Genomic DNA, 22,004 nt, shown 5'->3' on the forward strand with positions numbered 1-22,004 from the left:
GCGCTGCGACAAGACAGGTGGCAATGGTCAATGCACCGCCGGCGAAGAGCGGACATGTGCCGCAAACGCCTGTTTCAGGGGTTACCGCATTGATGTTGTTGGGTTCTCCGTGCACGCATCAGTACAAGGGGTTCCTTATTCGCTGCAAAGGTCGCGTGCACCTTTGCTCTGTTTTGCGCAAACGATAGCATCAATTTAGACCATTGAAGAGTGCCGCGGACCTAGGGTCTCTACGGATTTTCTTAGAGTTATGTGTCGTTCACGCCCTGTTATTAGGGTTTTTCGCTAGAAGCTCTTCCGGCTTTTACAGTTTACGTTTGCGCTTTTTCGCGCTAACGTTAGCACAAACAGAGTTCGTGCCGTTCTTCAGTCGTCGAAGCAAGCGGCCGTCGGTGGATTAGTGGCTGGTCAGGGTTGGCCCTGAGGAGTGGCAGCGATGCAGTTAGGCGCTCGTAGGCCGCTGCTAGCAATTCCGCCGGACGATGAAAACTCGCTCACCTTTGGAGACACGCCAATGAAGACGTCAGCAAGGCCGCCCCGGGCATCCGCTATGGGCGGTCACATCGTTCCGCCGCCGCTCACCGAACCCACTCCGTGGATTTCGGGTGCTCTGGCACCACGGCTCCCAGCGAGCCGTTGAAACAACTTCATATTTCCCAGTATCAAGCGCTCATTCTGAAAGCGCAGGCTCTGAAACGGAGACACTTCATGACCTACTATCGTCAATCCATTGCCGCCGCAGCGGTTGGTTTTTTGCTCGCAGCAATGGCGTCCGCGGCTTCGGCCGAAGTCACAAGCGAGCAGGCGGCGGCGCTGAAGACGACGCTGACCCCGTTGGGCGCCGAGAAGGCGGGGAACAAGGAGGGAACGATCCCTTCCTGGGAAGGCGGCTTTACACAGGTATCGCCGGGCTACAAGAGCGGAGCCCCGCGGCCAGACTACTTCGCCAAGGACAAGCCTCTGCTCTCAATTACCGGAAAGAATGTCGACCAGTATGCGGACAAGCTGAGCGAGGTCACAAAGGCATTGCTCAAGAAGTATCCGGATTATCGCCTCGACGTATACCCCACACGCCGGACGGCGGCAGCACCGCAATGGGTTTACGACAATACCTTCAAGAATGCGACCAGCGCGAAAACCACCAAAGGGGGTGAGGGCTTGGAGGGTGCTTACGGTGGCATACCCTTTCCGATTCCGAAAGATGGCCATGAGGTGCTCTGGAACCACAGGACCGCGTGGCTGGGCGAGAACACGTTCGCGCACTCTTCTGCCTATATCGTGACCTCGCAGGGAAAGCCGGTACTTGCCTCAAAGTTTGAGCAATGGGCTACCTACCCGTACTACTACCGGGACAAGGACGGCAAGAGCTTCGAGGGGCAAATCAGCAAAGCGAGGTACTCGATCAACGGTCCCGCGTCTAAGGCTGGTGAAGCATTTGTGAAATGGGAGGCGTCAGAAAGCGACAAGGCCGCCGTCTGGATGTATCAGGTCGGCCAGCGCAGGGTGCGTCGTGCGCCTTCCATCTTCTATGACGCCCCCAACTTCGTGACATCCGGTATTGGCCTGTCAGATGAAGTGTACGGACTCGTCGGCCCCACCGACCGTCATGAGATGAAATTGGTTGGGAAGAAGGAGCTTTACGTTCCCTATAACGACAATAAGGCTGCGCTTGCGACGCATGAGCAACTCTTGAAGCCGAACTTCCCGAACCCCGACTTGGTTCGCTGGGAGCTCCACCGGGTGTGGGTTGTCGAAGCGACGCTGAAAGAAGGCAAACGTCACGTCGTTCCGAAGCGCCGCTACTACGTGGATGAAGATACGTGGAACATCCTTCTTTCCGACGGTTGGGATGCTAAGGGGGACCTCTGGCGCGGTTACTACGTCCTGCCACTGGTCGCGCCCGATATTCCCGCACTGGTTGCGCAAACGGTGAACTGGGGTGGCTTCGATCTTCAGGCGGGCGGGTACTACTTCTCGTCGTCTACGTTGGAAATGCCGGTGCAGTATCAGAGCGATCAGCGACGGCCCGCAACATTCTTCTCATCGGACAGCCTTGCCGAGGGCGGCCGTTAGAACGTGCTCATTCCAGCCAGACTCAACACCCGGCGACCGGTGGTCGCCGCATGAAACCACCGGTTAACTGTGCCATGCGCCGCCCTTTCCTAAAGTTTCTCGCTGCCAGTGCCCTTGGCGCCGTATTGCCGACTGCCCGTGCTGCCGTCCCCACTACTGGTGTCGCGGATCCTGGCCGATTTGACGCCCTGACACTTCCGGCCATTCTCTCTTCAAAGGCGAGCGGCCTGGCGATGCTAGCACTCGTTCGAGCCGGGAAACGGATGGTTGCGGCAGGGGAGCGCGGCACTGTGCTGCTCTCCGACGATGACGGCAAGACTTGGCGTCAAGCTTTGGTACCACTCAGTGTGACGCTGACCGCGATGCACTTCATTGATGCGCGGCAGGGCTGGGCGGTGGGCCATCTCGGCGTGGTACTTCGCACCGTTGACGGTGGGGAGCACTGGGCCGTGCAACTGGATGGCCGGCAAGCGGCCCGTATTGCGCTTGAGTCCGCAAAGCGGTTTGGAGACGGTGCAACCTTAAATGCCGCCCAGGCCCTCGTCGAAGACGGCCCTGACAAACCTTTCCTTGACGTCTATTTCGAGAATGAGCGCACCGGCTATGTCGTCGGGGCATTCAATCTTGCATTTCGAACGGACGATGGAGGCAAGACCTGGAACAGTTTGATGTATCGCCTCGAGAATCAGAAGGGCGCGCATCTCTACGCGATCCGGCGGGTCGGCCAAAATTTGTTTATCGCGGGCGAGCAGGGTCTGCTGCTGCGTTCGTCGGACGGCCAACGGTTCGTAGCTATAGCACCGCCTTCGAAGGGGACGTACTTCGGCCTGGTGACCGGCCAGCGCGGCGAGTTGTTGGTATACGGGTTGCGTGGGAGGGCCTTTCTCTCGACCGACGCCGGGAACACCTGGGCAGAGGTCGAGACCGGAACCCGGGCTTCATTGAGTGCCGGCCTGCTGCTCGATGACGGGCGATTCCTGTTGGCGAGCCAAAGCGGGGAGCTCCTGGTCAGCCGCGACGGCGGTAAGGCCTTCAGGGTCATCAATAGTGCTGCATTACCCGTAACCGCGCTGCTGCAGGCCGCCAATGGCCGTCTTGCCTTGGCGACCCTGCGCGGCATTCGTAATGTTGGGCTGGCTTCGGCGAGCTAGTTCAGCCTCCGGATTTCTGCTTGCGGGCTGAAAACACCGATTCCTTTCTATGAGCTATGGCCTACGTTCCTTCTGACACGAATTCCTCAGCGCCTGTGGAGCTTGCCGACTTCGACCAGCGTTCGGGTTCGCTGCTCGAGCGTCTGCTCTTCAATAACCGGCCCTGGGTAATGCTCATCTGCCTGCTGCTTGCCGCGGTGCTCGGCCCGCAAGCGCTAAAGTTGCAGCTGAATGCGAGTTTCGACAAGACATTACCCGCGTCCCACCCTTATATCGTCAACTTCCTCGCCCAGAAGAACGACCTGACAGGACTTGAGAACACCCTCCGCATTGCAGTTGTGCAGCGCCAGGGCACGATTCTTGACAAAAAGTACCTGCAGACCCTGGCTAAGATCAATGACGAGGTTTACCTGCTCCCTGGCGTCGATCGACCTTTCATGAAGTCGCTGTGGACGCCGAATACACGCTGGGCGGCGGTGACTGAGGAGGGTATCGATGGAGGCACCGTCATCCCCGAGGACTACGACGGGTCCGGCGCAAGCCTTCGGCAGGTGAGGCAGAACATCGAGCGTTCCGGTGAGCTCGGCCAGTTGGTAGCCGCCGATTTTCGGTCTTCGATCATCTCCGTACCGCTGCTCGATATCGATCCGCAATCCGGCAAGAAGCTGGACTACGGGGTATTGTCGAAGCGGATTGATTCCATTCGAGCAAAGTACGAAAGTCAGGGCGTGGAACTGCACGTTACCGGCTTCGCCAAGATTGTCGGGGACTTGATAGGTGGTTTGCGCGAGATGCTGGCGTTCTTCGGCATCGCGATCGCTATTGCAGGCCTCATGATTTTCTTCTTCAACCGGGATTGGCGCAGCACAATGCTGGTGATCGTGAGTTCGCTCACCGCGGTACTGTGGCAACTTGGAATGCTCAGTGCAATCGGATATGAGCTGAATCCGTACTCGGTGCTCGTTCCTTTCCTGGTCTTCGCCATCGGCGTCAGCCATGGCGCACAGAAGATGAACGGCATCATGCAGGACATCGGCCGGGGTATCCATAAGGTTGTCGCTGCGCGTTTCACATTCCGCCGGCTTTTCCTGCCGGGGCTTACGGCGCTGCTCGCCGATGCGGTCGGATTTGCCGTGCTGCTGCTCATTGATATTCCGGTGATCAGGGAACTGGCGGTTGCCGCCAGCATTGGCGTGGCGCTGCTCATCGTGACCAACCTGATCCTGTTGCCCATTCTGTTGTCGTACACCGGCGTCAGTGCAGCCGCGGCGAATCGGAGCTTGCGTGCCGAGCGTGCCGATCAGGACCACGCTCGGAAGCACCGCATGTGGGGACTCCTCGTTGGCTTTACGCAGCCTCGCTGGGCGTGGCTTGCGTTGGGCGGCGCCGTCGTCATGGCTGCAGGCGGCTTGTTGATCGCTGGGCATCTGAAAGTGGGTGACCTTGATGCCGGGGCGCCAGAGCTCCGCCCGGAATCGCGATACAACCGTGACAACGCATTCATGGTGGCCAACTACGCAGCCAGCTCGGACATTCTCGTGGTGATGGTAAAGACACCACCGGACCGGTGCATGGCGTACGCGACCCTCGCCCTCGTTGACCGCCTGGCATGGAAGCTGGAGCAAGTCCCGGGTGTTGAAGCCACCAACTCCATGGCGGCACTGTCAAAGAATGCGTCCATGGGCGACAACGAGGGTAGCTTCAAGTGGTATGAACTGGTACCGAACCAGCGGGCACTCGGCGCGCTGCAAACGCGCGCGCCACGGGAGTTGCGCAACCAGGCCTGCTCGCTGCTGTCCCTCTACGTCTACCTCAAGGACCACAAGGCAAAGACCTTGGAGCGGGTGGTTGCCGAAGTGGAAACATTCGCGCAAGCCAACAAGCATGCCGAAGCAGCTTTCCAGCTGGCTGGCGGTAGTGCAGGGGTTGAGGCAGCCACCAATATCGTCGTGAAGCGCGCCTGGACCCAGATGCTGCTGCTGGTCTATGCGGCGGTGGCGGCGCTGTGTTTCATCACCTTCCGGTCGTGGCGCGCGGTTATGGTGGCTTTGCTGCCGCTGATACTGACCTCAGTGCTTGCCGAGGCGCTCATGGTGACGCTAGGGATGGGCGTTAAGGTTGCAACGCTGCCGGTGATCGCGCTCGGTGTCGGCATCGGTGTGGACTATGCACTGTACATTTTGAGCGTGGTACTCGCGCGAATGAAGTCGGGCGACCCTCTTTCTGTCGCCTATTACAAGGCGTTGCTGTTCACCGGCCGAGTTGTGCTGCTGACGGGCTTGACCCTGGCCGTTGGCGTGGTGACGTGGGCATTTTCGGAGATCAAGTTCCAGGCTGACATGGGCATTCTGCTGGCGTTCATGTTCCTGTTGAACATGCTCGGGGCGCTCGTCTTGATTCCCGCCTTGTCGTACTTCCTGCTTCGTCCCGTGCCGCAATGTTCCGCGTCTGATCCGGTCCCTGTTTTGTGACGTGAGTGACGCTATCGAAGTCCAAGTCGCGAACCAATTTTATTTACCACAACGCAGTGAAATCCATGACCAACAGTTTCTCGCAATCACTCCTCCCGCTGGATTTCACCGGCCGCCATGTTCTGGTCTTTGGTGGTACCACGGGTATTAACTTCGGCATTGCTCGGGCTTATGCTCGTTGCGGAGCCCGGGTGACTGTAGCGAGCCGCAGCAGCGCCAATGTGGATGCGGCACGTTCCGCTCTGGCACAACTTGGCGCAGAAGTTCTGGGACTCTGTGCCGACGTGCGAGACTTTACCGCTGTCGAGAGCGTCTTCCGGGAGGCTGCGGCTCAGTTTGGCCCGATTGATGTCTTGGTGTCGGGTGCGGCTGGCAACTTTCTATGCGAAGCCAAGGATCTGAGTTCCAACGGCTTCAAGGTCGTGGTGGATATTGACCTTGTTGGGACCTTTCATGTGATGCGTGCCGCGCTTTCTCATTTGCGCAAACCTGGAGCGTCGGTGATCAACATTACCGCGCCACAAGCCAGTGTCCCAATGCGATACCAGGTGCATTGCGGCGCGGCAAAGGCGGGAATCGATCAACTCACCCGGATTCTTGCCCTAGAGTGGGGAGGTGAGGGGGTACGCGTGAATGGTATCTCTCCAGGCCCGATTGAAGCTACCGAGGGTACCAAGCGACTGATGAGCGCGGGGGAGGATGAGCAGGAGCAAGCGCGGCGTCGCGTCCCGCTTCAGCGCTGGGGGACGACGGAAGACATTGCCAATCTCGCCTTGTTCCTAGGTTCGCCGTATGCAAGCTTTATCTCCGGAGCCGTCCTTCCCTGTGATGGGGGTGGAGCGCTGGAAAGCGTCAAGCCGACCATAGAAGCGGTCGGATCGATTATGGCTGCCGGACGATAGGCTGCTGTCTGAGCACGACTGGGGAGAGATCTCCATCTGTAACACATAGACCAATATCTAATAGAGACAAATATGGAAACTACTTCGATTGAAGCCGACGTCGTTGTCGTTGGCGCCGGCCCTGTTGGAGCCAGCCTCGCAGCGGAGCTGGGGCGGCGAGGCGTTCGCTGCATCGTGGTCGAGATGACGGATGGCGTTTTCAGAGATCCTCGTCTGCATGCGGTAAGCATTCGGACTATGGAACTCGCGCGTAAATGGGGTTTGACGGAAGAGTTGCGCAATTGTGGCTGGCCGGCAGACCACCCTCAGGACGGCGCGTTTTTGACCTCGATTACAGGCTATGAACTGGCGCGGATCGAATGGCTGCCGATCTCGAAGATGGTGCCTCCGCCGGAAAGTCCGACGTTCGCCCAGCGCTGTCCGCAAAGTTGGTTCAATCCCATTCTTCATCGCTACGCAGGTAGCTTTGAGTCGGTCCGGTTCCTCTGGCAACACAAGTTCCTGACCCTGCGCCAGGACGAACAAGGGGTTTCGATTGACGTGCAGTCGGTCGAAAGCGGCAATGTCAGCACCCTTCGATGCAAGTATGTTGTGGGCTGTGATGGTGCCCGCAGTGACGTGCGGGAACTTCTCGGCATCGAGCGAGACAGCACCGGAATCTATGGTTATTCCGCCGAGGCGATCATCGAGAGCCGGGAGCTTGCTGACCTTGCTCGGCCCAGGATGGCTGGCCGCTATACGGCTGTCACCGAGAGCGGCATTTCCGCGACACTACTGCCTTACGACGGGCATGACCGCTTCCGTGTGGCGCTGGTAGCGGAGCCTGCCAAATGCGATCGCGCGCGAATGGACGAGGCCGTCCTGCAACTCGTCGGTCGCAAGGTGGAGTACACCTATTTGACGGATGTCTTGCCGTGGGTCAACCGGGAAACCTGCGCCAAGAAATTCCGGTCCGGACGCGTCTTCCTGGCGGGGGACGCTGCGCATACGATGCCGCCCGCGGGTGGTCACGGCATGAACACCGGCGTGCTGGATGGATTCGACCTCGGCTGGAAGCTTGCTGCGGTGCTCCAAGGCTGGGGAACTGATGCGCTTCTCGACAGCTATGAGTTTGATCGCAGAAAGGGAGCGGCACGCACGGCTGCGATGGCCGCGGAAATCTATAAGGATTGGGGTAAGGTTAAACCCGACATCGAGAAGCATGCCGCACGTCTAAACGATGATACGGCCGAGGGCGAGGCAGCCCGCCGGTTTATTGGTGATCTCCTGATCAAGACTTTCAAAAGGGAATTCAATTCCGTTGGCGCGTCGATCGGGTATCGGTACAGCGGCTCGCCCGTCATTGTGGATGACGGGACCCCTGAACCGGAAGACGATATTGTTCGCCTGGTGCAGACCGCGCGACCGGGGCATCGCATTCCTCACGCATGGCTTGAGGATGGAAGGTCGACGCTCGACTTGGTCGCCGATGTCTATACCCTCATTGAGTTCGGCGGCGACGACTACTCCCGTGCCTTTAAGGCGGCGGCCGATGAAAAAGGGATTCCGTTAGTCATCCACCGGGTCGACCAACCAGGGCTCCAGGAGCTTTTCGAGGCTTCTGCCGTCTTGGTAAGGCCAGATCAGCATGTTGCGTGGCGCGCCAAAGGCGAAGTCCTGAATCCCGGGACGGTATTGGATGTGCTGACCGGACGCGCTTACCCCTCCGCGCATGGTTGTGGGTCGGCAAAGGCGCCAATTCCAGAGACGCAAGTCTTCATCTGACGCATTTCCAGGGCGGGGGCTATCCCTCCGCCCATCAGTGGAATGTGAGGTTGCCAAGTGCCCGTACTCAAACAGCTCCCATATGCAAAAGGTGGCATAAGAGGGGCCTCAGCACGACATCGAATCGTCCGCTTGACCCAATATTTTTAGGGTGTGGAGGACCGTCAATACGAGGAGACCTAGTTCATGCAGATCCGTCGCATCGTCACAGCCATCGATCCAGACGGAAAGGCTGTCATTCAGTCCGATGACTTGCTTCAGCAGGTCTTCCAAAGCCGACCGGGCTTTTCCTTGACAAGCCTTTGGTCGACTGACGAGGTGCCAAAAATCGGGGTCGGCGAGGTAGCAGACCCCATACCTGCTCTCAAGAGTTTGCATCCGCCGACCGGCGGCACGCGGCTGCTGGTATTTACCCTGCCGCCAGACGCATCAATGCTGACGCCTGGCTTTGACCCCGTAGCCTTTGGCGCGGAATTCGCGCAGAAAGCTCCAGGTTTCATTGAGGCATTTGAGCCCGATGCCCCGGGAATGCACACGACCGACACGGTCGACTATGGCGTGCTGCTGGATGGCGAGATCTGGCTCGAGCTCGACGACCAGCGCGAGGTGAAACTCGGTCCGTGCGACGTCGTCATCCAGAACGGTACCCGCCACGCCTGGCGCAATAAGAGCTCGCGCGAAGCCACGTTGCTCTTCGTTTTGGTGGGTGCCATGCGCGATGCGTAGTTAAAACATGTTCAGGCGCTGATTCGAGCGCCGACAAGGGCGGTGAAAGCGCTATGCGACAGGCGCTTCACTGCTCCATGGGTACTGCTGATTGCCAGCTCCACGTCGATTCCGTTCAGGACTGGTAGCTGAGAGGCTTCGTGCTTCCCCTGATAACCAATTTGCCTGGCGACGTCGAGCTGTAACGCGAGTCAGAGCCAGTATCTTTTTGTTTCATCTGGTGTATCAGCCAAAGGCCACATGACGTCGTGATTTCGGCATTGGGGACAGAAATCGTCGTGAGCCCGGGGCCCCACCAACGAAAGCCGGGTTCATCGCTGAAACCCACTACTGACAGTTGATCCGGAATTCTCAGGCCGGTATCGACAACCTCGTCAAGGATGCCTCGGGTGACTTGCAGTGAGCCTAGTACGAGCCCGGTTGGTGGGCGTCGAAGAGCAAGCAACTGGCGAAGTGCCTTGCGCCCGAATTCAGTCGATGTACCCGGGCCGCAAACGACAAGTTCCTTGTCGACTACAGCGTTATTCTGGGCGAGCTGAAAGCCTTGCAGACGTTCTTGGCCGGTGTTCAGAGTGGGCGTCGGCCCAATGTACGCGATTCGCTTGTGACCAAGTTCGACCAGATGCTGGGTCGCGTCCTGCAGTGCCCGAGTGTTATCGAAGCAGAACCACTGCTCTCCAAGCGACGCGTGCCTGCGGATGAGTTGCACATGCGGCGTTGTCTTCAGCAGGCGCGCTGACTCCGGAAGCGGCTTTGGGCTTGGAATGATGACGATTCCGGCGACACCCGCGCTGCAAAGCTCACGTAGATGCCGCAGTTCAGTCATGGGATCGTCGCCGGATTCCGACAACACAAGCTGGAATCCCTCGGCTTCTAGACACTTCGCCAGCGCGTGCGCCCCAATGCTGTATTGACTGTTGCCGAGATCGGGAAGAATCAGGCCGACAAGCCGGCTGGAGGCGCCTCGCATCATCTGAGCCGCGCGACTCGCGACATATCCGGATCGCAACGCCGCTTCCATCACGCGCTGCCTCGTCGCAGCGCTGATGCGCGGATCATTGGCCAGCGCTCGACCGACCGTCGATACAGAGATTTCCAACTCTTTGGCTAGGTCTTTGGCGGTGGACATAGTCGGGGTGGGTTAGTTTTTCGAACGATAGCATAAGGCTAGTCTGCTGCCAGTGCCGGACCAAGGTGAGCGAAGGAATGACCGTGCCGGCTGCTTGGCTGGCGCCATGCACGTTGCTCTGAAGGAGGATCGGTTCGCTTGCCTGAATGTGGGGCGTCAGCATGGCCTCTAACAATGCCAGTTTATGCGAACGTTAGCTCAATTATGTGACGAAGCGCAATGTAATAAAGCACTTCCGAAGGCCGGTGATTCTGTTGAAGCTGTCGGTACCATATATCTGGCTTAGATTTTTGGCCTAGGTGTAGACCCTAGATGCAAATAGCTCCCTGCGGGTTAAGATTGCTAACGTTAGCATAAGCAGACGCATACCGAGCGTTTGCTATGGCAACGGATTGATTAAAAGTGTCTAAATAAGCACAAAATGTCTGATGTCGAGGTAAAGCTACGGCTAACTGGTCTGACGTGGAGCAGCTCGACAGCAGAGTATCAAGGTGCCCGAGGAGCAACCAAATGAAGATGATGACCGCTGCGCGCGTACACGAGTACGGCAAACCTCTCGTGATCGAAGAGATAGAACGGCCCGTTCCCAGGCCTACAGACGTTGTCGTGCAGGTGAAGGCGTGCAACCTCGTACCCAACCTTGACAATGTCCTGAACCGTTTCGCAGAGTGGTTCCCTTGGGTGCCGCTGCCACCGCTGCCAGCGGTATTTGGCCTGGACGTTGCCGGAGTCGTTGACCAAGTTGGCGAACTCGTTACCGACATCAAGGCAGGCGACCGGGTCTATGTGAGTCCCCTGCGCTCTTGTGGCTGCTGCCATAACTGCAGGATCGGCGAGCCACAGCATTGCATGAACGGTGCCTTCCAGGGTTACTTCGGCTTCGTACCGGGCGCAGCCAAGCTCTTCAAGGCCTATCCAAACGGGGGTATGGCGGAGTACCTCGCAGCCCCGGCAAGCAGCCTAATCAAGCTCGCGGATAGTACGACTTTCGAGCAAGCTTCGCGCTTCGGCTATATCGGAACTGCCTATGGTGCCCTCAAGAAGGCGCATACAGGGACCGGAAAGACGGTGATCGTGACCGGCGCAACCGGAACGCTGGGCGTGCCGGCAGTAATGCTGGCCCTGGCGATGGGTGCTTCGCGCGTTTTTGCCGTTGCCCGTAACCGTTCGTTGCTCGAGCGCGTACGCGCGCTGGATCCTGCACGCGTTCAAACCTTGTCATATGGCGATGAGCCAGTGGCCGACTGGGTTATGCGTCACAACGATGGACGCGGTGCCGATATTTACATCGACGCGCTGTCGACAGGTGCCTCGGCGCAGGTTGCCATGGACACATTGAAAGCATTGCGCCGAGGTGGTGTGGCTGTCGGGATCGGTGGCCTAGCCGAACCGCTACCTATTGACCCGGCCTGGTTCATGACTTCCGGTCTCTCATGGATTGGTTCGCTCTGGTTCAGTACCGGCGAGGGTGAGGAGCTTGCGGCGATGGCAGGCGTCGGAACCCTTGATTTGCGTCAGCTCGACGAGGTGCGTTTCCCGCTTTCCCAGGCAAACGAGGCGCTTGCCTCGGTCGCCGCGCGTTCATCGGGCGGCTTCACCAATGTGGTAATCGTTCCCTGATGTCTGGCCGCGTTACGCGACATATCTGAAGAGAGCAAATCGCAACGAGTTGTCCATAAGGAACGGATTGATGGAAAAGGTGTACCCCGGCGCAAAAGACGCGCTGAATGGGCTGGTTCGCGATGGCCAGCTGATCGCGGTCGGCGGCTTCGGCCTGTGCGGCATCCCGGAGGCGCTGATCGAGGCGCTACTCATATTGGGAGTGAAGGATCTCACCGTGATCTCCAATAATGCCGGGGTGGACGACTTCGGACTCGGCAAGCTGCTTCGCACCCGTCAGATTCGGAAAATGATTGCAAGCTACGTCGGTGAGAATAAGGAGTTCGAGCGGCAGTTCCTCGCCGGCGAACTGGAGCTTGAATTCACCCCACAGGGCACCCTGGCGGAGAAGCTCCGGGCTGGCGGAGCGGGCATCCCGGCATTCTTCACGCGGACAGGTGTCGGGACCATGGTCGCCGAAGGCAAGGAGCTTCGCGAGTTCGGCGGCAGGACATACCTTATGGAGGAGTCGCTGGTGCCAGAAATCTCGCTTGTCAAGGCATGGAAGGCGGATCGCGCCGGCAATCTCGTGTTTCGACGGACGGCGCGCAACTTCAATCCGGCCGTAGCCATGGCAGGGAAACGAACGGTAGTCGAGGTTGAGGAGATTGTGGAGACGGGCACCCTGGACCCTGATGAGATCCACCTCCCAGGCATCTACGTGCACCGCATCGTTGTCAACACCTCGCCGCAGAAACGGATTGAACGCCGAACCGTGCGGACGAAAGCAGGAGTTTGAGGATGGCATGGGCCCACGAGCAGATGGCACAACGCGCCGCCCGAGAGTTACAGGACGGCTTTTATGTCAACCTTGGAATAGGCCTGCCGACACTGGTGGCGAACTTCGTCGATCCCGCCATGGAGGTCTGGCTGCAGAGCGAGAACGGCATGCTGGGTATCGGGCCATACCCGACCGAGGAAGAGGTTGACCCGGACGTCATCAATGCCGGCAAGGAGACGGTAACTACCCTACCTGGCACGAGCATTGTGGGCTCGCACGAGAGCTTTGCAATGATCCGTGGTGGAAAGATGGACCTTTCGATCCTCGGCGCCCTTCAGGTGAGTGCAAGTGGTGACCTCGCGAACTGGATGATTCCCGGAAAGATGGTCAAGGGAATGGGCGGTGCCATGGACCTGGTGGCCGGCGTCGATCGGGTGATCGTCCTCATGGAGCATGTCGCTCGCCGCAAGGACGGTGGGTGGGACCTGAAGATTCTGCCTGGCTGCACCCTGCCTTTGACTGGCGTTGGTGTAGTCAGCCGCATCATCACTGACCTGTGCGTCCTGGATGTCACGCCTGAAGGATTGAAGGTGGTGGAGCTTGCCGAGGGCGTCACGCAAAGTGACCTCCAAGCGAAGACCGGAGTGCCTCTGGTCTGAAAAAATCGGAAGGTGGCGCTCTTGCTCCGAACCAAGGAAAACATACCGATACTCTCAATGAATTTCGATCTCTCACCCGAACTGCGCGTTTTGCAGGAACGCACGCGCGATTTCATCGCAACCCAGGTTATCCCGCTCGAAAAGGAGCTGGAAGCGCATGCACACGGCCCAAGCGAGGCGCTGCGCTCAGAGCTGGTAGCACGGGCGCGCAACGCAGGCCTGCTGACACCACACGCTTCCATCGAAATGGGCGGACTCGGTTTGTCGCACATCGCAAAAGCCGTGGTGTTCGAAGAGTCCGGCTACTCATGCCTTGGCCCGGTCGCAATGAATATCCACGCGCCTGATGAAGGCAACATTCACCTCATGGACGAGGTCGCCACCCCGGCGCAGAAGGAGCGCTGGCTCAGGCCTCAAGTTGAAGGTCGAACCCGGTCCTGTTTTGCGATGACAGAGCCAGATCCGGGCGCTGGCTCCGACCCTGGCATGCTACAGACTACCGCTGTACGCGACGGCGACGACTATGTCATCAACGGCACCAAGTGGATGATCACCGGCGCTGAGGGGGCGTCCTACGCAATCATCATGGCTCGAATGGAGGACGGCTCGGCGACCATGTTCCTGAGCGACATGGATCGTCCGGGCATTCGTCTGGAACGCAACCTGGAGGCGATGGACCGTTGCTTCACCGGTGGTCATGCAGTGCTGAAATTCGAGAATCTCCGCGTGCCGGCCACGGACGTTCTGGGCGAGATAGGGAAGGGTTTTCGCTATGCACAGGTTCGGCTGGCGCCGGCGCGGCTGACGCACTGCATGCGCTGGCTTGGCCAGGCCAGGCGGGCTCACGACGAAGCTGTTGCCTATGCGCGCAAACGCCACGCGTTCGGCAAGCCGCTCGCGGAGCACGAGGGCGTTGGTTTCATGCTTGCCGACAATGACATTGACCTGCAAACCGCACGCCTGCACATCTGGCACACCGCCTGGCTGCTCGATCAGGGCCAGAAGTGCAACTTTGAATCGAGTCGCGCCAAAGTGGCCTGCTCAGAGGCCGAATGGCGGGTCGTGGACCGCTGCGTGCAGGTGCTTGGCGCGCGCGGCGTCACAGGCGAGTCCGCGGTCATGCGAATCTTCACGGACATGCGCGCTTTCCGCATCTACGATGGCCCGAGCGAGGTACACCGTTGGAGTATGGCACGTAAGATTGTAGACAACGCGGAGCGCAAGGCATGAGCAAACCTCTTAACCGATTCCGCCTCGACGGACGCATCGCGCTGGTCACCGGCGCCTCCAGCGGGCTGGGAGCCCATTTCGCGCGGCTGCTGGCGAGCGTTGGCGCACGCGTGGTGCTGGGTGCACGCCGTGCCGAAAAGCTGCTGCCATTGCAGGAGCAAATTGCTGCCGAGGGTGGCGAGGCGCGGGCGATTGGCCTCGACGTCACCGACTCCGCCAGCGTGAGCCAATGCTTCGACGAACTGGCCAACTGGGGAGCGCCGGACCTCGTCGTCAACAACGCTGGCATCTCCGTTACCAAGCCGCTGCTGCAGCAGACTGAGGCCGACTATGACACAGTGGTGGACACAAACCTGAAGGGCTGCTGGCTGGTGGCCACCGAAGCAAGCCGCCGCATGGTGGCCGCGGACCGTGGCGGCTGTATTGTCAATGTTTCCTCCATCCTCGGCGAGCGTGTGGCCGGCGGGGTTGCGCCTTATGCGATCTCGAAGGCCGGCGTCGTGCAGGCGACCAAAGCGATGGCGCTGGAGCTTGCGCGCTACCGCATCCGGGTCAATGCGTTGCTACCCGGCTACGTGATCACGGATCTGAATCGTGATTTTCTGCTGAGCGAGGCCGGCCAGAAACTGCAGTCGCGCATCCCGAGCCGTCGCTTCAGTGAATTGACCGATCTTGACGGGCCAATGCTGCTGCTCGCCTCTGAGGCCGGTGCAGCGATGTCCGGCTCAGTGCTTGCGGTCGACGGCGGCCATCTCGTGAGCACACTATGAACCAGCTCTCCACCAAGGCGCTCGCCGACTGGATGCGCGCGCAGTCGCTGTCTGATTCAGGGGACGTGGCGCTGCAATCGCTGAGCGGCGGCCAGTCTAATCCTACTTTTATCGTTGTCGACGGGGCCCGCCGCTTCGTCTTGCGCAAGAAGCCGCCCGGGCCGCTCGTTGCATCTGCCCACGCCATCGATCGGGAATACCGCGTAATGAGAGCGTTGCAGGATAGTGGCGTGCCGGTGCCCCGCATGTTGGGCTACTGCGAGGATGACACCATTCTCGGCACGCCATTCTTCCTGATGGAGTTCCTGGATGGTCGGGTCTACATGGACCAATCGCTGCCGAGCGTTTCGTCGGCAGACCGAAGGGCGATGTACCGGGATATGAACCGGGTGATGGCAGCGCTGCACGCGGTGGGCTATCGAGGGCTGGGTCTTGAGGGCTACGGTAAGCCGGGCAACTACTTCGCCCGGCAGATCGGCCGCTGGTCGCGCCAGGTCGAAGCATCCACGGTACCAGTGCCGAGGGCGATGCGCCAACTGATGGAGTGGTTGCCCCAACATATTCCGGCGGACGACGAGACGACATTGGTGCACGGCGACTACCGGCTCGATAATGTGGTGTTCCATCCGACCGAGCCCCGCATCATCGGCGTGCTCGACTGGGAACTCTCTACGCTCGGGCATCCGCTTGCGGATTTCTCCGGCCACTGCATGAGCTGGTATATCCCTCCCCAGTTGTGGCGCGGCATCGCCGGGCTGGACTTGCCAGCCCTCGGCATTCCGTCGGAGGCCGAGTACATGCGCCAGTACGCGCAGGTCACTGGACGGGACCTCTCGCCAAACTGGGACTTCTGTCTCGCCTACAACCTGTTCCGCATGGCCGCTATCCTCCACGGAATCGCGCAGCGCGCCGCAAGCGGGACGGCTGCCGCCGCCGATGCAGTGGAGACTGGACGAAAGGCAGGACCACTCGCGGAAATTGGCTGGAAATGCGCCCTGCGGCATCGGGCTTGATCGCGACGCACGAAGGCCACCCGGTCCGCACGAAGCAGCGGCAACCGCGCGGTGCGGACCATGTTCCCGTACAGGTCCGTTTCGGTTACCGCCAGGTGGTCGGCGTTGAAGTCGACGCCGATCGCGCGGCGAGAGCGCGCTCAATGGCGGCCCGGACGTAGGCGAAGCGCACCTCTTCAATGAGCAGGTATTTGGCCTCGTCATCGTTGGGCAAGCGGTCGGGCAGGCCGATCTTGAGGCGGAACTAGCCGCTCTCGGCCGGCAGTAGCTGGCGGAGCTGGCCGCCAGCCGTCTCGCCCCTCGGCTTCCCTCCAGAAAAAGTACGCGCAGGAAATTTACGCACGTGGCTCATAGGTCCGGCTGGCAGGCATGCCGCTCCGACGGCGGACCTGCAAACTGGAAAGTCCTCGATAGACCGGGTTGACGTTCCAATTTGGCTCGGCATCTACGAGTTCGAGCCCCGGCCAGCGGGCCAGCAGCGCCCGGAAGACAATCTCGGCCTCCATCAGCGTCAGCGCGGCACCGATGCAGACATGCGGGCCATGTCCGAAAGAGAGGTGGGAGCCTTCGCGCCGGGTGATATCCAGCTCGTCCGGGCTGCTGTAGCGCGCCGGATCGCGATTGGCGGAGCCGATCAACGGCACCACCAAGTCCCCGCGCCGTAGCCGCCGCCCATGTATGACCACGTCCGTGGTGACCCGCCGGCCTGTGTATTGGACCGGGCTTTCATAGCGGAGCAGCTCACGCACCGCGTTTTGCAGCAGCTCGGGCGACTGGCGCAGGCGTTGCCACTGGTCCGGGTGGCTCAGCAAGGCGTGCAAGCCGTTGCCGAGCAGATTGCGCGTCGTCTCGTGCCCGGCGAACAGCAACATGGCGCATTGCGCTAGCATTTCGGCGCCAGCCTCGATCTCGCCTTCAGCCTCGGCGTGCAACAGATGCCCGATCAGGTCCCTGTTTTGCGTCTGCGGATGCCGTTCATCCTGTGTCCGACGGCGTGCGAGCATGGCCTCGAAGCTGGCGCTCATGTTGAGGAGGCTCGCCTGCGCGCGGCGTTTCAGCCCGTAGTCGGGGTCCGGCGCGCCGATGAAGGCGGCCAGATCTTCGGACCACGTCAGGAAATCCGATTGATCGCCGCCATCCATGCCAAGCAGGTTGGCGATCACCCTTGCCGGCAAGGGCTTGGCAATCCGCTCGATGAAATCGAACTGCTGTGTGCCCTCCAGCTCGTCCAAGAATCCGGACGACATCTCCTCAATGGTGCCGGCGAATGTGCGCAACGCTGCGGGGCGGAAGCCGGCGTTGAGCACCCGCCGCAGCCGCGTGTGGTCCGGCTCGTCCAGAAACAGCATTGCTCGGCTGAATAGGCGTTGGAAGGGGCAGAGTGCTTGGCGCTCATCTTCACAGCCGCGCATTACCCAGCCACCCGTCCGCCGCGCGGAATAGAGCGGGTCGCGCAGCACGGCTTCCACGTCCTCATGCCTGGTCAGCAGCCAAGCGCCGCCGAAGAATTCCTCGCTCCAATGGATGGGGCCGGCTGCACGCAGTTTGTGGTAGGTCGGGTAGGGATCGCGCAAGAAGGCGGCGTCGACGATTGGCTGGCAAGGAACCCGCACTTCAATCGCCTTGTTTGGACCCGCATCGGCGCGCGGGGGGAGCGTTTTCGTGTTCATTTCACGTGGCGTTCGGTGAGGACGTTGGAAGTGGCTTCCAAGGGAGTCCTCCTGTGTTGGCCCCTACTGCTCTGCCGCTCCCGGGGTGGAAGCTGCATTGGCAGAAGGATTGGGCAAATGCATGGTAGAAGGGTTATCGCGCGCATTGAAATTTTAGTCAATCATGCGCTCTGGGCGAAATTGAGTGGAAAAGCGTGGAAAAGCTGGGGAAATGCTGGGTGTTGCTGCAATGGGGATGGAACCGGACATGGCTTGCCATTATCGTGTGACCCAGTAGAACCGCCGCGCAAGCCCCGTCTCTTCAGGGCGGGGTAAGCGGCTTAGGACCTATGATTGGGAAGGCTAAAACCGAGTCTTAGACTCGGTATGTCAGCCACCTCTCATACTCCGACCGTCACCCGTGTCCTGCGCTTACGCATCAAGGACAAACACGCCGCCTGGCTTCGTGCGCAGGCGCGGGAGGTGAACTTTGTGTGGAATTTCGCAAATGAGCTTTCGGCCCGCGTGTTCGAGCGTGAGCGGCGCTTTATCGGGGCCTACGAGTTGCAGAAGTACACCGACGGCGCGACCAAGGAGGGTCTCGGCCTGCATAGCCACACGGTGCAGGAGATCGGGCAGGAGTATTGTCGCCGCCGAAAACAGTTCAAGAAGATCAAGCTGCGTTGGCGCGTCAGCGGCAGCGCGCGCCGCAGCCTGGGGTGGGTTCCGTTCAAAACCGGAGCGCTGAAATATGGGCACGGCCAGGTGCGCTTCAACGGCCGCTGGCTTTCCCTGTGGGACAGTTACGGTTTGTCGCGATACGACTTGCGGGCCGGCAACTTCAGTGAGGATGCCCGTGGGCGTTGGTACCTGAACGTGACCGTCAAGGTGCCAGTCGCTGCCCGCTCGGAAGGCCGCGCGTCAGTCGGCATCGACTTGGGACTGAAGGACTTCGCCGCGACAAGCGACGGAAAAGTGCTGGAGGCTCAGCGGTTCTATCGTCGATATGAAGCGGCGCTCGGCCGGGCTCAGCGGGCACGCAAGACGAAGCGCGTTGCGGCGCTTCACGCAAAAGTCAGAAATTGCAGGAAAGACTTCCTGCACAAGCAATCCACGGCAATCGTGCGAAAGTACGGTGCCATCTTCATCGGCAACGTGAACGCCTCCGCGCTCGCCCAGACCAACATGGCCAAGTCTGTGTTGGATGCGGGCTGGAGCACGTTCCGCACCATGCTCCAGTACAAATGCGATAGCGCGGGGGTGTGGTTCGAGGAGGTCGATGAACGCTATTCCACGCAAACCTGTTCGTGCTGCGAGTCACGAACAGGCTCCGCAGGGCAGGAGGCTCTCAGCATCAGAGAGTGGACCTGTCCGGTGTGTCAAACCTCACACGAGCGCGATGTCAACGCAGCAAAGAACATTCTGCGTACGGGACTCCTTAGCATGGAACAGGCATTTGCCTCGGCGGCCGGTAAAGCCGCTGTGAATGAGGCTTCGTCAGAAGCCGGGGGCGGGCGTGCCCCTCTTGCAGAAGGAATCTCCGTCCTTTAGGCGGAGAGGACGTCAAGCAAGCCGCGACGCGCTTCGGCCTGCCGGAAGTGAAGATCTGCCTGGTCTCCGGCTCGCTCGAAACGAAGCGCTTACCTCAACTAGTGGGCGCCGAACTTGCACCGGACACGAGCGGCAGCGGCCGCATGAGCGGCGCTATTCAGGTGTGCTGGGCGGACAACGTTGTGCCCCGTACGCAAGATCGGCATCGTCGGCGCGGGCACCATTGGCGGGGGCATCGCGATTACTCCTGCTTGGCAGCTCTCCCTTGAGCAGAAGGTAGCAGGTCCCGAAGTGGTAGCACGCGCTGCATAAAAAAATGGCCGGCATCGCTGCCGGCCAAACGCCTTGAGCCCATTGAGAAGTCAAGGTCGATATGAGCTATTGTTGGCACGCGCCAAGGACGTGCCGGCGGGGCGATTAGAAGCGGTGACGCACGCCAACCATTGCACCAGTCTGGTTCTGGCCCGGCAACGTATTGGCCGTGCCAGTCATACCAAAGGTCGCATTGCCCTTGTTGTTCACGTAACCGAGCACCAGGTAAGCGTCGGTGCGCTTGGAGAAGGCGTAGTCCGCGTTCACCGCGAACGTCCACGAATCCTTGTTGTCAGTGCGGGCGTCAGTATAGTAAGCCGCGCCGGTCAGCGTGAAGGCCGGGGTGAACTTGTAGTTCGCGCCAAGCCAGTACAGGTTGTCGTGACGGGCCGTACCGGTAGTGACCTCGTCGCGCATCCAGCGGTAGCCAGCGAATAGTTTGGCATCGCCGATGGCATACGAACCGCCAATCGCGGCGCGCTTGGCGGTCAGGTCGGCCGAAGCCAAGGTGCTGCCCTGGAATTGGTCATAGGCGACGCCCACCGAGAACGGGCCGTTCGCGTAAGCCAGGCCACCGCCAAAGTTGGTGCCGACCTTGAAATGACCCGGGACTTCGCCGCCGAGGCCGGAGGTCACGTCGCGGCCGAAGCTGTAAAAACCGGTTGCAGTCAGACCGCCAAAAGTACCGGTGTACTTGATAGCATTGTCGGCGCGGCCGGTAAACTGGTTGTCAACCGAATTCAGCGAGAACGTCGGGCCTACCGCCGTCGGATCGTAGGCAGCAAACAGGTCATACAGTGCGTTCTGTTGGCGACCGAGCGTGACAGCACCAAAATCGCCCTGCAGGCCAACATAGGCCTGGCGACCGAACAGTCGGCCGCCCTGTGCGGATTTACCGGTGTCGATATCGAAACCGCTTTCCAGCACGAAGATCCCCTTCAGGTTGTTGCCAAGGTCCTCGACCCCGCGCAGGCCCCAGCGCGAACCGGACAGGCCACCCGATGTCACACCGGTGACCGAGCCACTTCCATTGGCGCCACCATTAACATGGCTTTGAAAACTGATGCCGGCATCAGCGATGCCGTAGAGCGTCACGTTGGACGACGATTGGGCAAAGGCGGCGCCCGACATAGCACAAGCTGCAGCTGCCACTGCGAGGAGAGAATTTTTCACTGTCAATTCCAGTTTATTTTTGAGCAAATGGTCTTGGCGGTAGCGTCACGGGGCTGGCAAGTGAGTTGATAGCGCCTAACGACGTGGCCGCACAATATAACGACAGGATGGCTACGGCATTAAATGAAAGATTGTTCAGAATTAAGAAAAAATAATTCAAGCTCAAGAACAATGGTGCTCTTTATGTCGCAGTGGTGGAGGTGCGAACCGACGTGACCATTACGTTGATGGAGTGCAAATCTGAACATTCAGAATGATGCAAGGCGGATAGTGGTCCTTGCCGGAGGGCCAAACCGGACGGCTTCGGCCAACGGTGCTGGCGCCTGGTCGCGAGCTGTTGTCGGTATTTGGTATAGAGGTCCGGACAGACTAGGAACCACCGAGGAGCTTCAATTCTTGCAAACCTAGATGTAGCGATCGCTCAGACTGCACGGTTTCGCCAGATTTTTCGTTGCGACATATCCCATATGGGAGATGCTCATACCATTTTGTCTCGTTACTCTTGCACAGAGAGAGACATCCCCGGACATTGCGCACGGGGTGTTGCCATTGGCAATGTCACGCCGCACGGCCAAATTGGCGTAGTCAGGCACCACAACGCAGCGCCCCCGATCTGGATTTCACTAAAATTGGAGTGATGCGCAGTACGCAGACGTAGGCTAGCGGAGAAATCCTCTCAGGGCAGGCTCATCTCATCTATCTTGTCGGCCGCTACGCGAATTTGCCTTGTTCCGCACCAGCTGATTCTGTCCGTGTAGGTTAGTTGCGATGGCGTGACGAAGACCTGCTTTGGAAGCGAGCATTGTAAGCAGCTCCGTTTCTACCGAGTTTGTCGAAAGCAGATATGGCGGTAACGGGAATCCTTCAACAATGTCTTTCGACCTCGAACTGGCAGTAGGCTATCCATGTGTATTGATTCCCACTTTCCCACTTCCCGCCCGTATAGGCTGCGCATGCCAGCCACGGCAATCGCCCTAGTCCATCGCGTCATTGAATTGGCACCGGGCGAATTCGCCGCGCTGGATCGTCGTACTTCCACTTGATTGGCTTG

The 22,004-nt window shown here is 59.7% G+C and carries 16 protein-coding genes; 13 read left to right on the forward strand and 3 right to left on the reverse strand.

What is annotated here, in order from left to right; all coding sequences use genetic code 11:
- Positions 1-708 precede the first annotated feature (708 nt).
- The 6 genes from AC07UK_RS15645 (at position 709) to AC07UK_RS15670 (ending at position 9,087) form a co-directional block, all read left to right on the forward strand.
- Positions 709-2,073: a DUF1329 domain-containing protein gene (locus AC07UK_RS15645; RefSeq protein ID WP_494687230.1), complete on the forward strand. Its 1,365-nt coding sequence runs from the start codon at positions 709-711 to the stop codon at positions 2,071-2,073.
- A gap of 290 nt (positions 2,074-2,363) precedes the next feature.
- Positions 2,364-3,224 carry a WD40/YVTN/BNR-like repeat-containing protein gene (locus tag AC07UK_RS15650; protein WP_494687229.1) on the forward strand — a complete coding sequence of 287 codons (861 nt, stop codon included), beginning with the start codon at positions 2,364-2,366 and terminating at the stop codon, positions 3,222-3,224.
- Positions 3,225-3,280: 56 nt separating this feature from the next.
- Positions 3,281-5,695 carry an efflux RND transporter permease subunit gene (locus tag AC07UK_RS15655; protein ID WP_494687228.1) on the forward strand — a complete coding sequence of 805 codons (2,415 nt, stop codon included), beginning with the start codon at positions 3,281-3,283 and terminating at the stop codon, positions 5,693-5,695.
- Positions 5,696-5,760: 65 nt separating this feature from the next.
- Entirely contained in the window at positions 5,761-6,597 is an 837-nt protein-coding gene (locus AC07UK_RS15660) for an SDR family oxidoreductase (RefSeq protein ID WP_494687227.1), read from the forward strand.
- A gap of 72 nt (positions 6,598-6,669) precedes the next feature.
- Positions 6,670-8,361, forward strand: a complete 1,692-nt coding sequence (locus tag AC07UK_RS15665) for an FAD-dependent monooxygenase (RefSeq protein WP_494687226.1) — start codon at positions 6,670-6,672, stop codon at positions 8,359-8,361.
- Positions 8,362-8,547: 186 nt separating this feature from the next.
- Positions 8,548-9,087 carry a cupin domain-containing protein gene (locus tag AC07UK_RS15670; protein WP_494687225.1) on the forward strand — a complete coding sequence of 180 codons (540 nt, stop codon included), beginning with the start codon at positions 8,548-8,550 and terminating at the stop codon, positions 9,085-9,087.
- Between the two features lie 115 nt (positions 9,088-9,202).
- Here AC07UK_RS15670 and AC07UK_RS15675 read toward each other — a convergent pair whose 3' ends face one another.
- Positions 9,203-10,216, reverse strand: a complete 1,014-nt coding sequence (locus tag AC07UK_RS15675; protein WP_494687224.1) for a LacI family DNA-binding transcriptional regulator — start codon at positions 10,214-10,216, stop codon at positions 9,203-9,205.
- 510 nt (positions 10,217-10,726) lie between these two features.
- On the opposite strand from AC07UK_RS15675, the gene AC07UK_RS15680 reads away from it, so the two are divergent.
- From AC07UK_RS15680 to AC07UK_RS15705, 6 genes are all read left to right on the forward strand, one after another.
- The gene (locus tag AC07UK_RS15680; protein ID WP_494687223.1) at positions 10,727-11,836 is read left to right on the forward strand and encodes an alcohol dehydrogenase catalytic domain-containing protein; all 1,110 of its coding nucleotides are present in this window, start codon (positions 10,727-10,729) and stop codon (positions 11,834-11,836) included.
- Between the two features lie 70 nt (positions 11,837-11,906).
- Complete coding sequence (locus AC07UK_RS15685; RefSeq protein WP_494687222.1) at positions 11,907-12,614, forward strand: CoA transferase subunit A; 708 nt, start codon at positions 11,907-11,909, stop codon at positions 12,612-12,614.
- A gap of 2 nt (positions 12,615-12,616) precedes the next feature.
- Entirely contained in the window at positions 12,617-13,255 is a 639-nt protein-coding gene (locus AC07UK_RS15690) for a 3-oxoacid CoA-transferase subunit B (protein ID WP_494687221.1), read from the forward strand.
- Between the two features lie 57 nt (positions 13,256-13,312).
- The gene (locus AC07UK_RS15695; RefSeq protein ID WP_494687220.1) at positions 13,313-14,485 is read left to right on the forward strand and encodes an acyl-CoA dehydrogenase family protein; all 1,173 of its coding nucleotides are present in this window, start codon (positions 13,313-13,315) and stop codon (positions 14,483-14,485) included.
- Complete coding sequence (locus AC07UK_RS15700) at positions 14,482-15,255, forward strand: SDR family NAD(P)-dependent oxidoreductase (protein ID WP_494687219.1); 774 nt, start codon at positions 14,482-14,484, stop codon at positions 15,253-15,255. The genes AC07UK_RS15695 and AC07UK_RS15700 overlap by 4 nt, the downstream gene beginning before the upstream one ends.
- A complete protein-coding gene (locus AC07UK_RS15705; RefSeq protein WP_494687218.1) occupies positions 15,252-16,268 on the forward strand; it encodes a phosphotransferase family protein in 1,017 nt (338 codons plus the stop codon). Before AC07UK_RS15700 ends, AC07UK_RS15705 begins: the two co-directional genes overlap by 4 nt.
- A 335-nt stretch (positions 16,269-16,603) precedes the next feature.
- On the opposite strand, the gene AC07UK_RS15710 is transcribed toward AC07UK_RS15705, so the two are convergent.
- Entirely contained in the window at positions 16,604-17,938 is a 1,335-nt protein-coding gene (locus AC07UK_RS15710; RefSeq protein ID WP_494687217.1) for a cytochrome P450, read from the reverse strand.
- 366 nt (positions 17,939-18,304) lie between these two features.
- Here AC07UK_RS15710 and AC07UK_RS15715 point away from each other — a divergent pair, with 366 nt between their 5' ends.
- Positions 18,305-19,468, forward strand: a complete 1,164-nt coding sequence (locus AC07UK_RS15715; RefSeq protein WP_494687216.1) for an RNA-guided endonuclease InsQ/TnpB family protein — start codon at positions 18,305-18,307, stop codon at positions 19,466-19,468.
- A 417-nt stretch (positions 19,469-19,885) separates the two neighbouring features.
- Here AC07UK_RS15715 and AC07UK_RS15720 read toward each other — a convergent pair whose 3' ends face one another.
- Complete coding sequence (locus tag AC07UK_RS15720) at positions 19,886-20,953, reverse strand: porin (protein ID WP_494687215.1); 1,068 nt, start codon at positions 20,951-20,953, stop codon at positions 19,886-19,888.
- Between the last annotated feature and the right edge of the window lie 1,051 nt (positions 20,954-22,004).

The sequence above is a fragment of the Cupriavidus sp. GW821-FHT07C08 genome, assembly GCF_059419025.1.

What these genes read in the sequence shown, in the direction of transcription:
- AC07UK_RS15645 (WP_494687230.1), top strand. Translation starts at nt 709, where the DNA reads ATGACCTACTATCGTCAATCCATTGCCGCCGCAGCGGTTGGTTTTTTG.
- AC07UK_RS15655 (WP_494687228.1), top strand. Translation starts at nt 3,281, where the DNA reads ATGGCCTACGTTCCTTCTGACACGAATTCCTCAGCGCCTGTGGAGCTT.
- AC07UK_RS15660 (WP_494687227.1), top strand. Translation starts at nt 5,761, where the DNA reads ATGACCAACAGTTTCTCGCAATCACTCCTCCCGCTGGATTTCACCGGC.
- AC07UK_RS15665 (WP_494687226.1), top strand. Translation starts at nt 6,670, where the DNA reads ATGGAAACTACTTCGATTGAAGCCGACGTCGTTGTCGTTGGCGCCGGC.
- AC07UK_RS15670 (WP_494687225.1), top strand. Translation starts at nt 8,548, where the DNA reads ATGCAGATCCGTCGCATCGTCACAGCCATCGATCCAGACGGAAAGGCT.
- AC07UK_RS15675 (WP_494687224.1), bottom strand. Translation starts at nt 10,216, where the DNA reads ATGTCCACCGCCAAAGACCTAGCCAAAGAGTTGGAAATCTCTGTATCG.
- AC07UK_RS15680 (WP_494687223.1), top strand. Translation starts at nt 10,727, where the DNA reads ATGAAGATGATGACCGCTGCGCGCGTACACGAGTACGGCAAACCTCTC.
- AC07UK_RS15685 (WP_494687222.1), top strand. Translation starts at nt 11,907, where the DNA reads ATGGAAAAGGTGTACCCCGGCGCAAAAGACGCGCTGAATGGGCTGGTT.
- AC07UK_RS15690 (WP_494687221.1), top strand. Translation starts at nt 12,617, where the DNA reads ATGGCATGGGCCCACGAGCAGATGGCACAACGCGCCGCCCGAGAGTTA.
- AC07UK_RS15695 (WP_494687220.1), top strand. Translation starts at nt 13,313, where the DNA reads ATGAATTTCGATCTCTCACCCGAACTGCGCGTTTTGCAGGAACGCACG.
- AC07UK_RS15700 (WP_494687219.1), top strand. Translation starts at nt 14,482, where the DNA reads ATGAGCAAACCTCTTAACCGATTCCGCCTCGACGGACGCATCGCGCTG.
- AC07UK_RS15705 (WP_494687218.1), top strand. Translation starts at nt 15,252, where the DNA reads ATGAACCAGCTCTCCACCAAGGCGCTCGCCGACTGGATGCGCGCGCAG.
- AC07UK_RS15710 (WP_494687217.1), bottom strand. Translation starts at nt 17,938, where the DNA reads ATGAACACGAAAACGCTCCCCCCGCGCGCCGATGCGGGTCCAAACAAG.
- AC07UK_RS15715 (WP_494687216.1), top strand. Translation starts at nt 18,305, where the DNA reads ATGTCAGCCACCTCTCATACTCCGACCGTCACCCGTGTCCTGCGCTTA.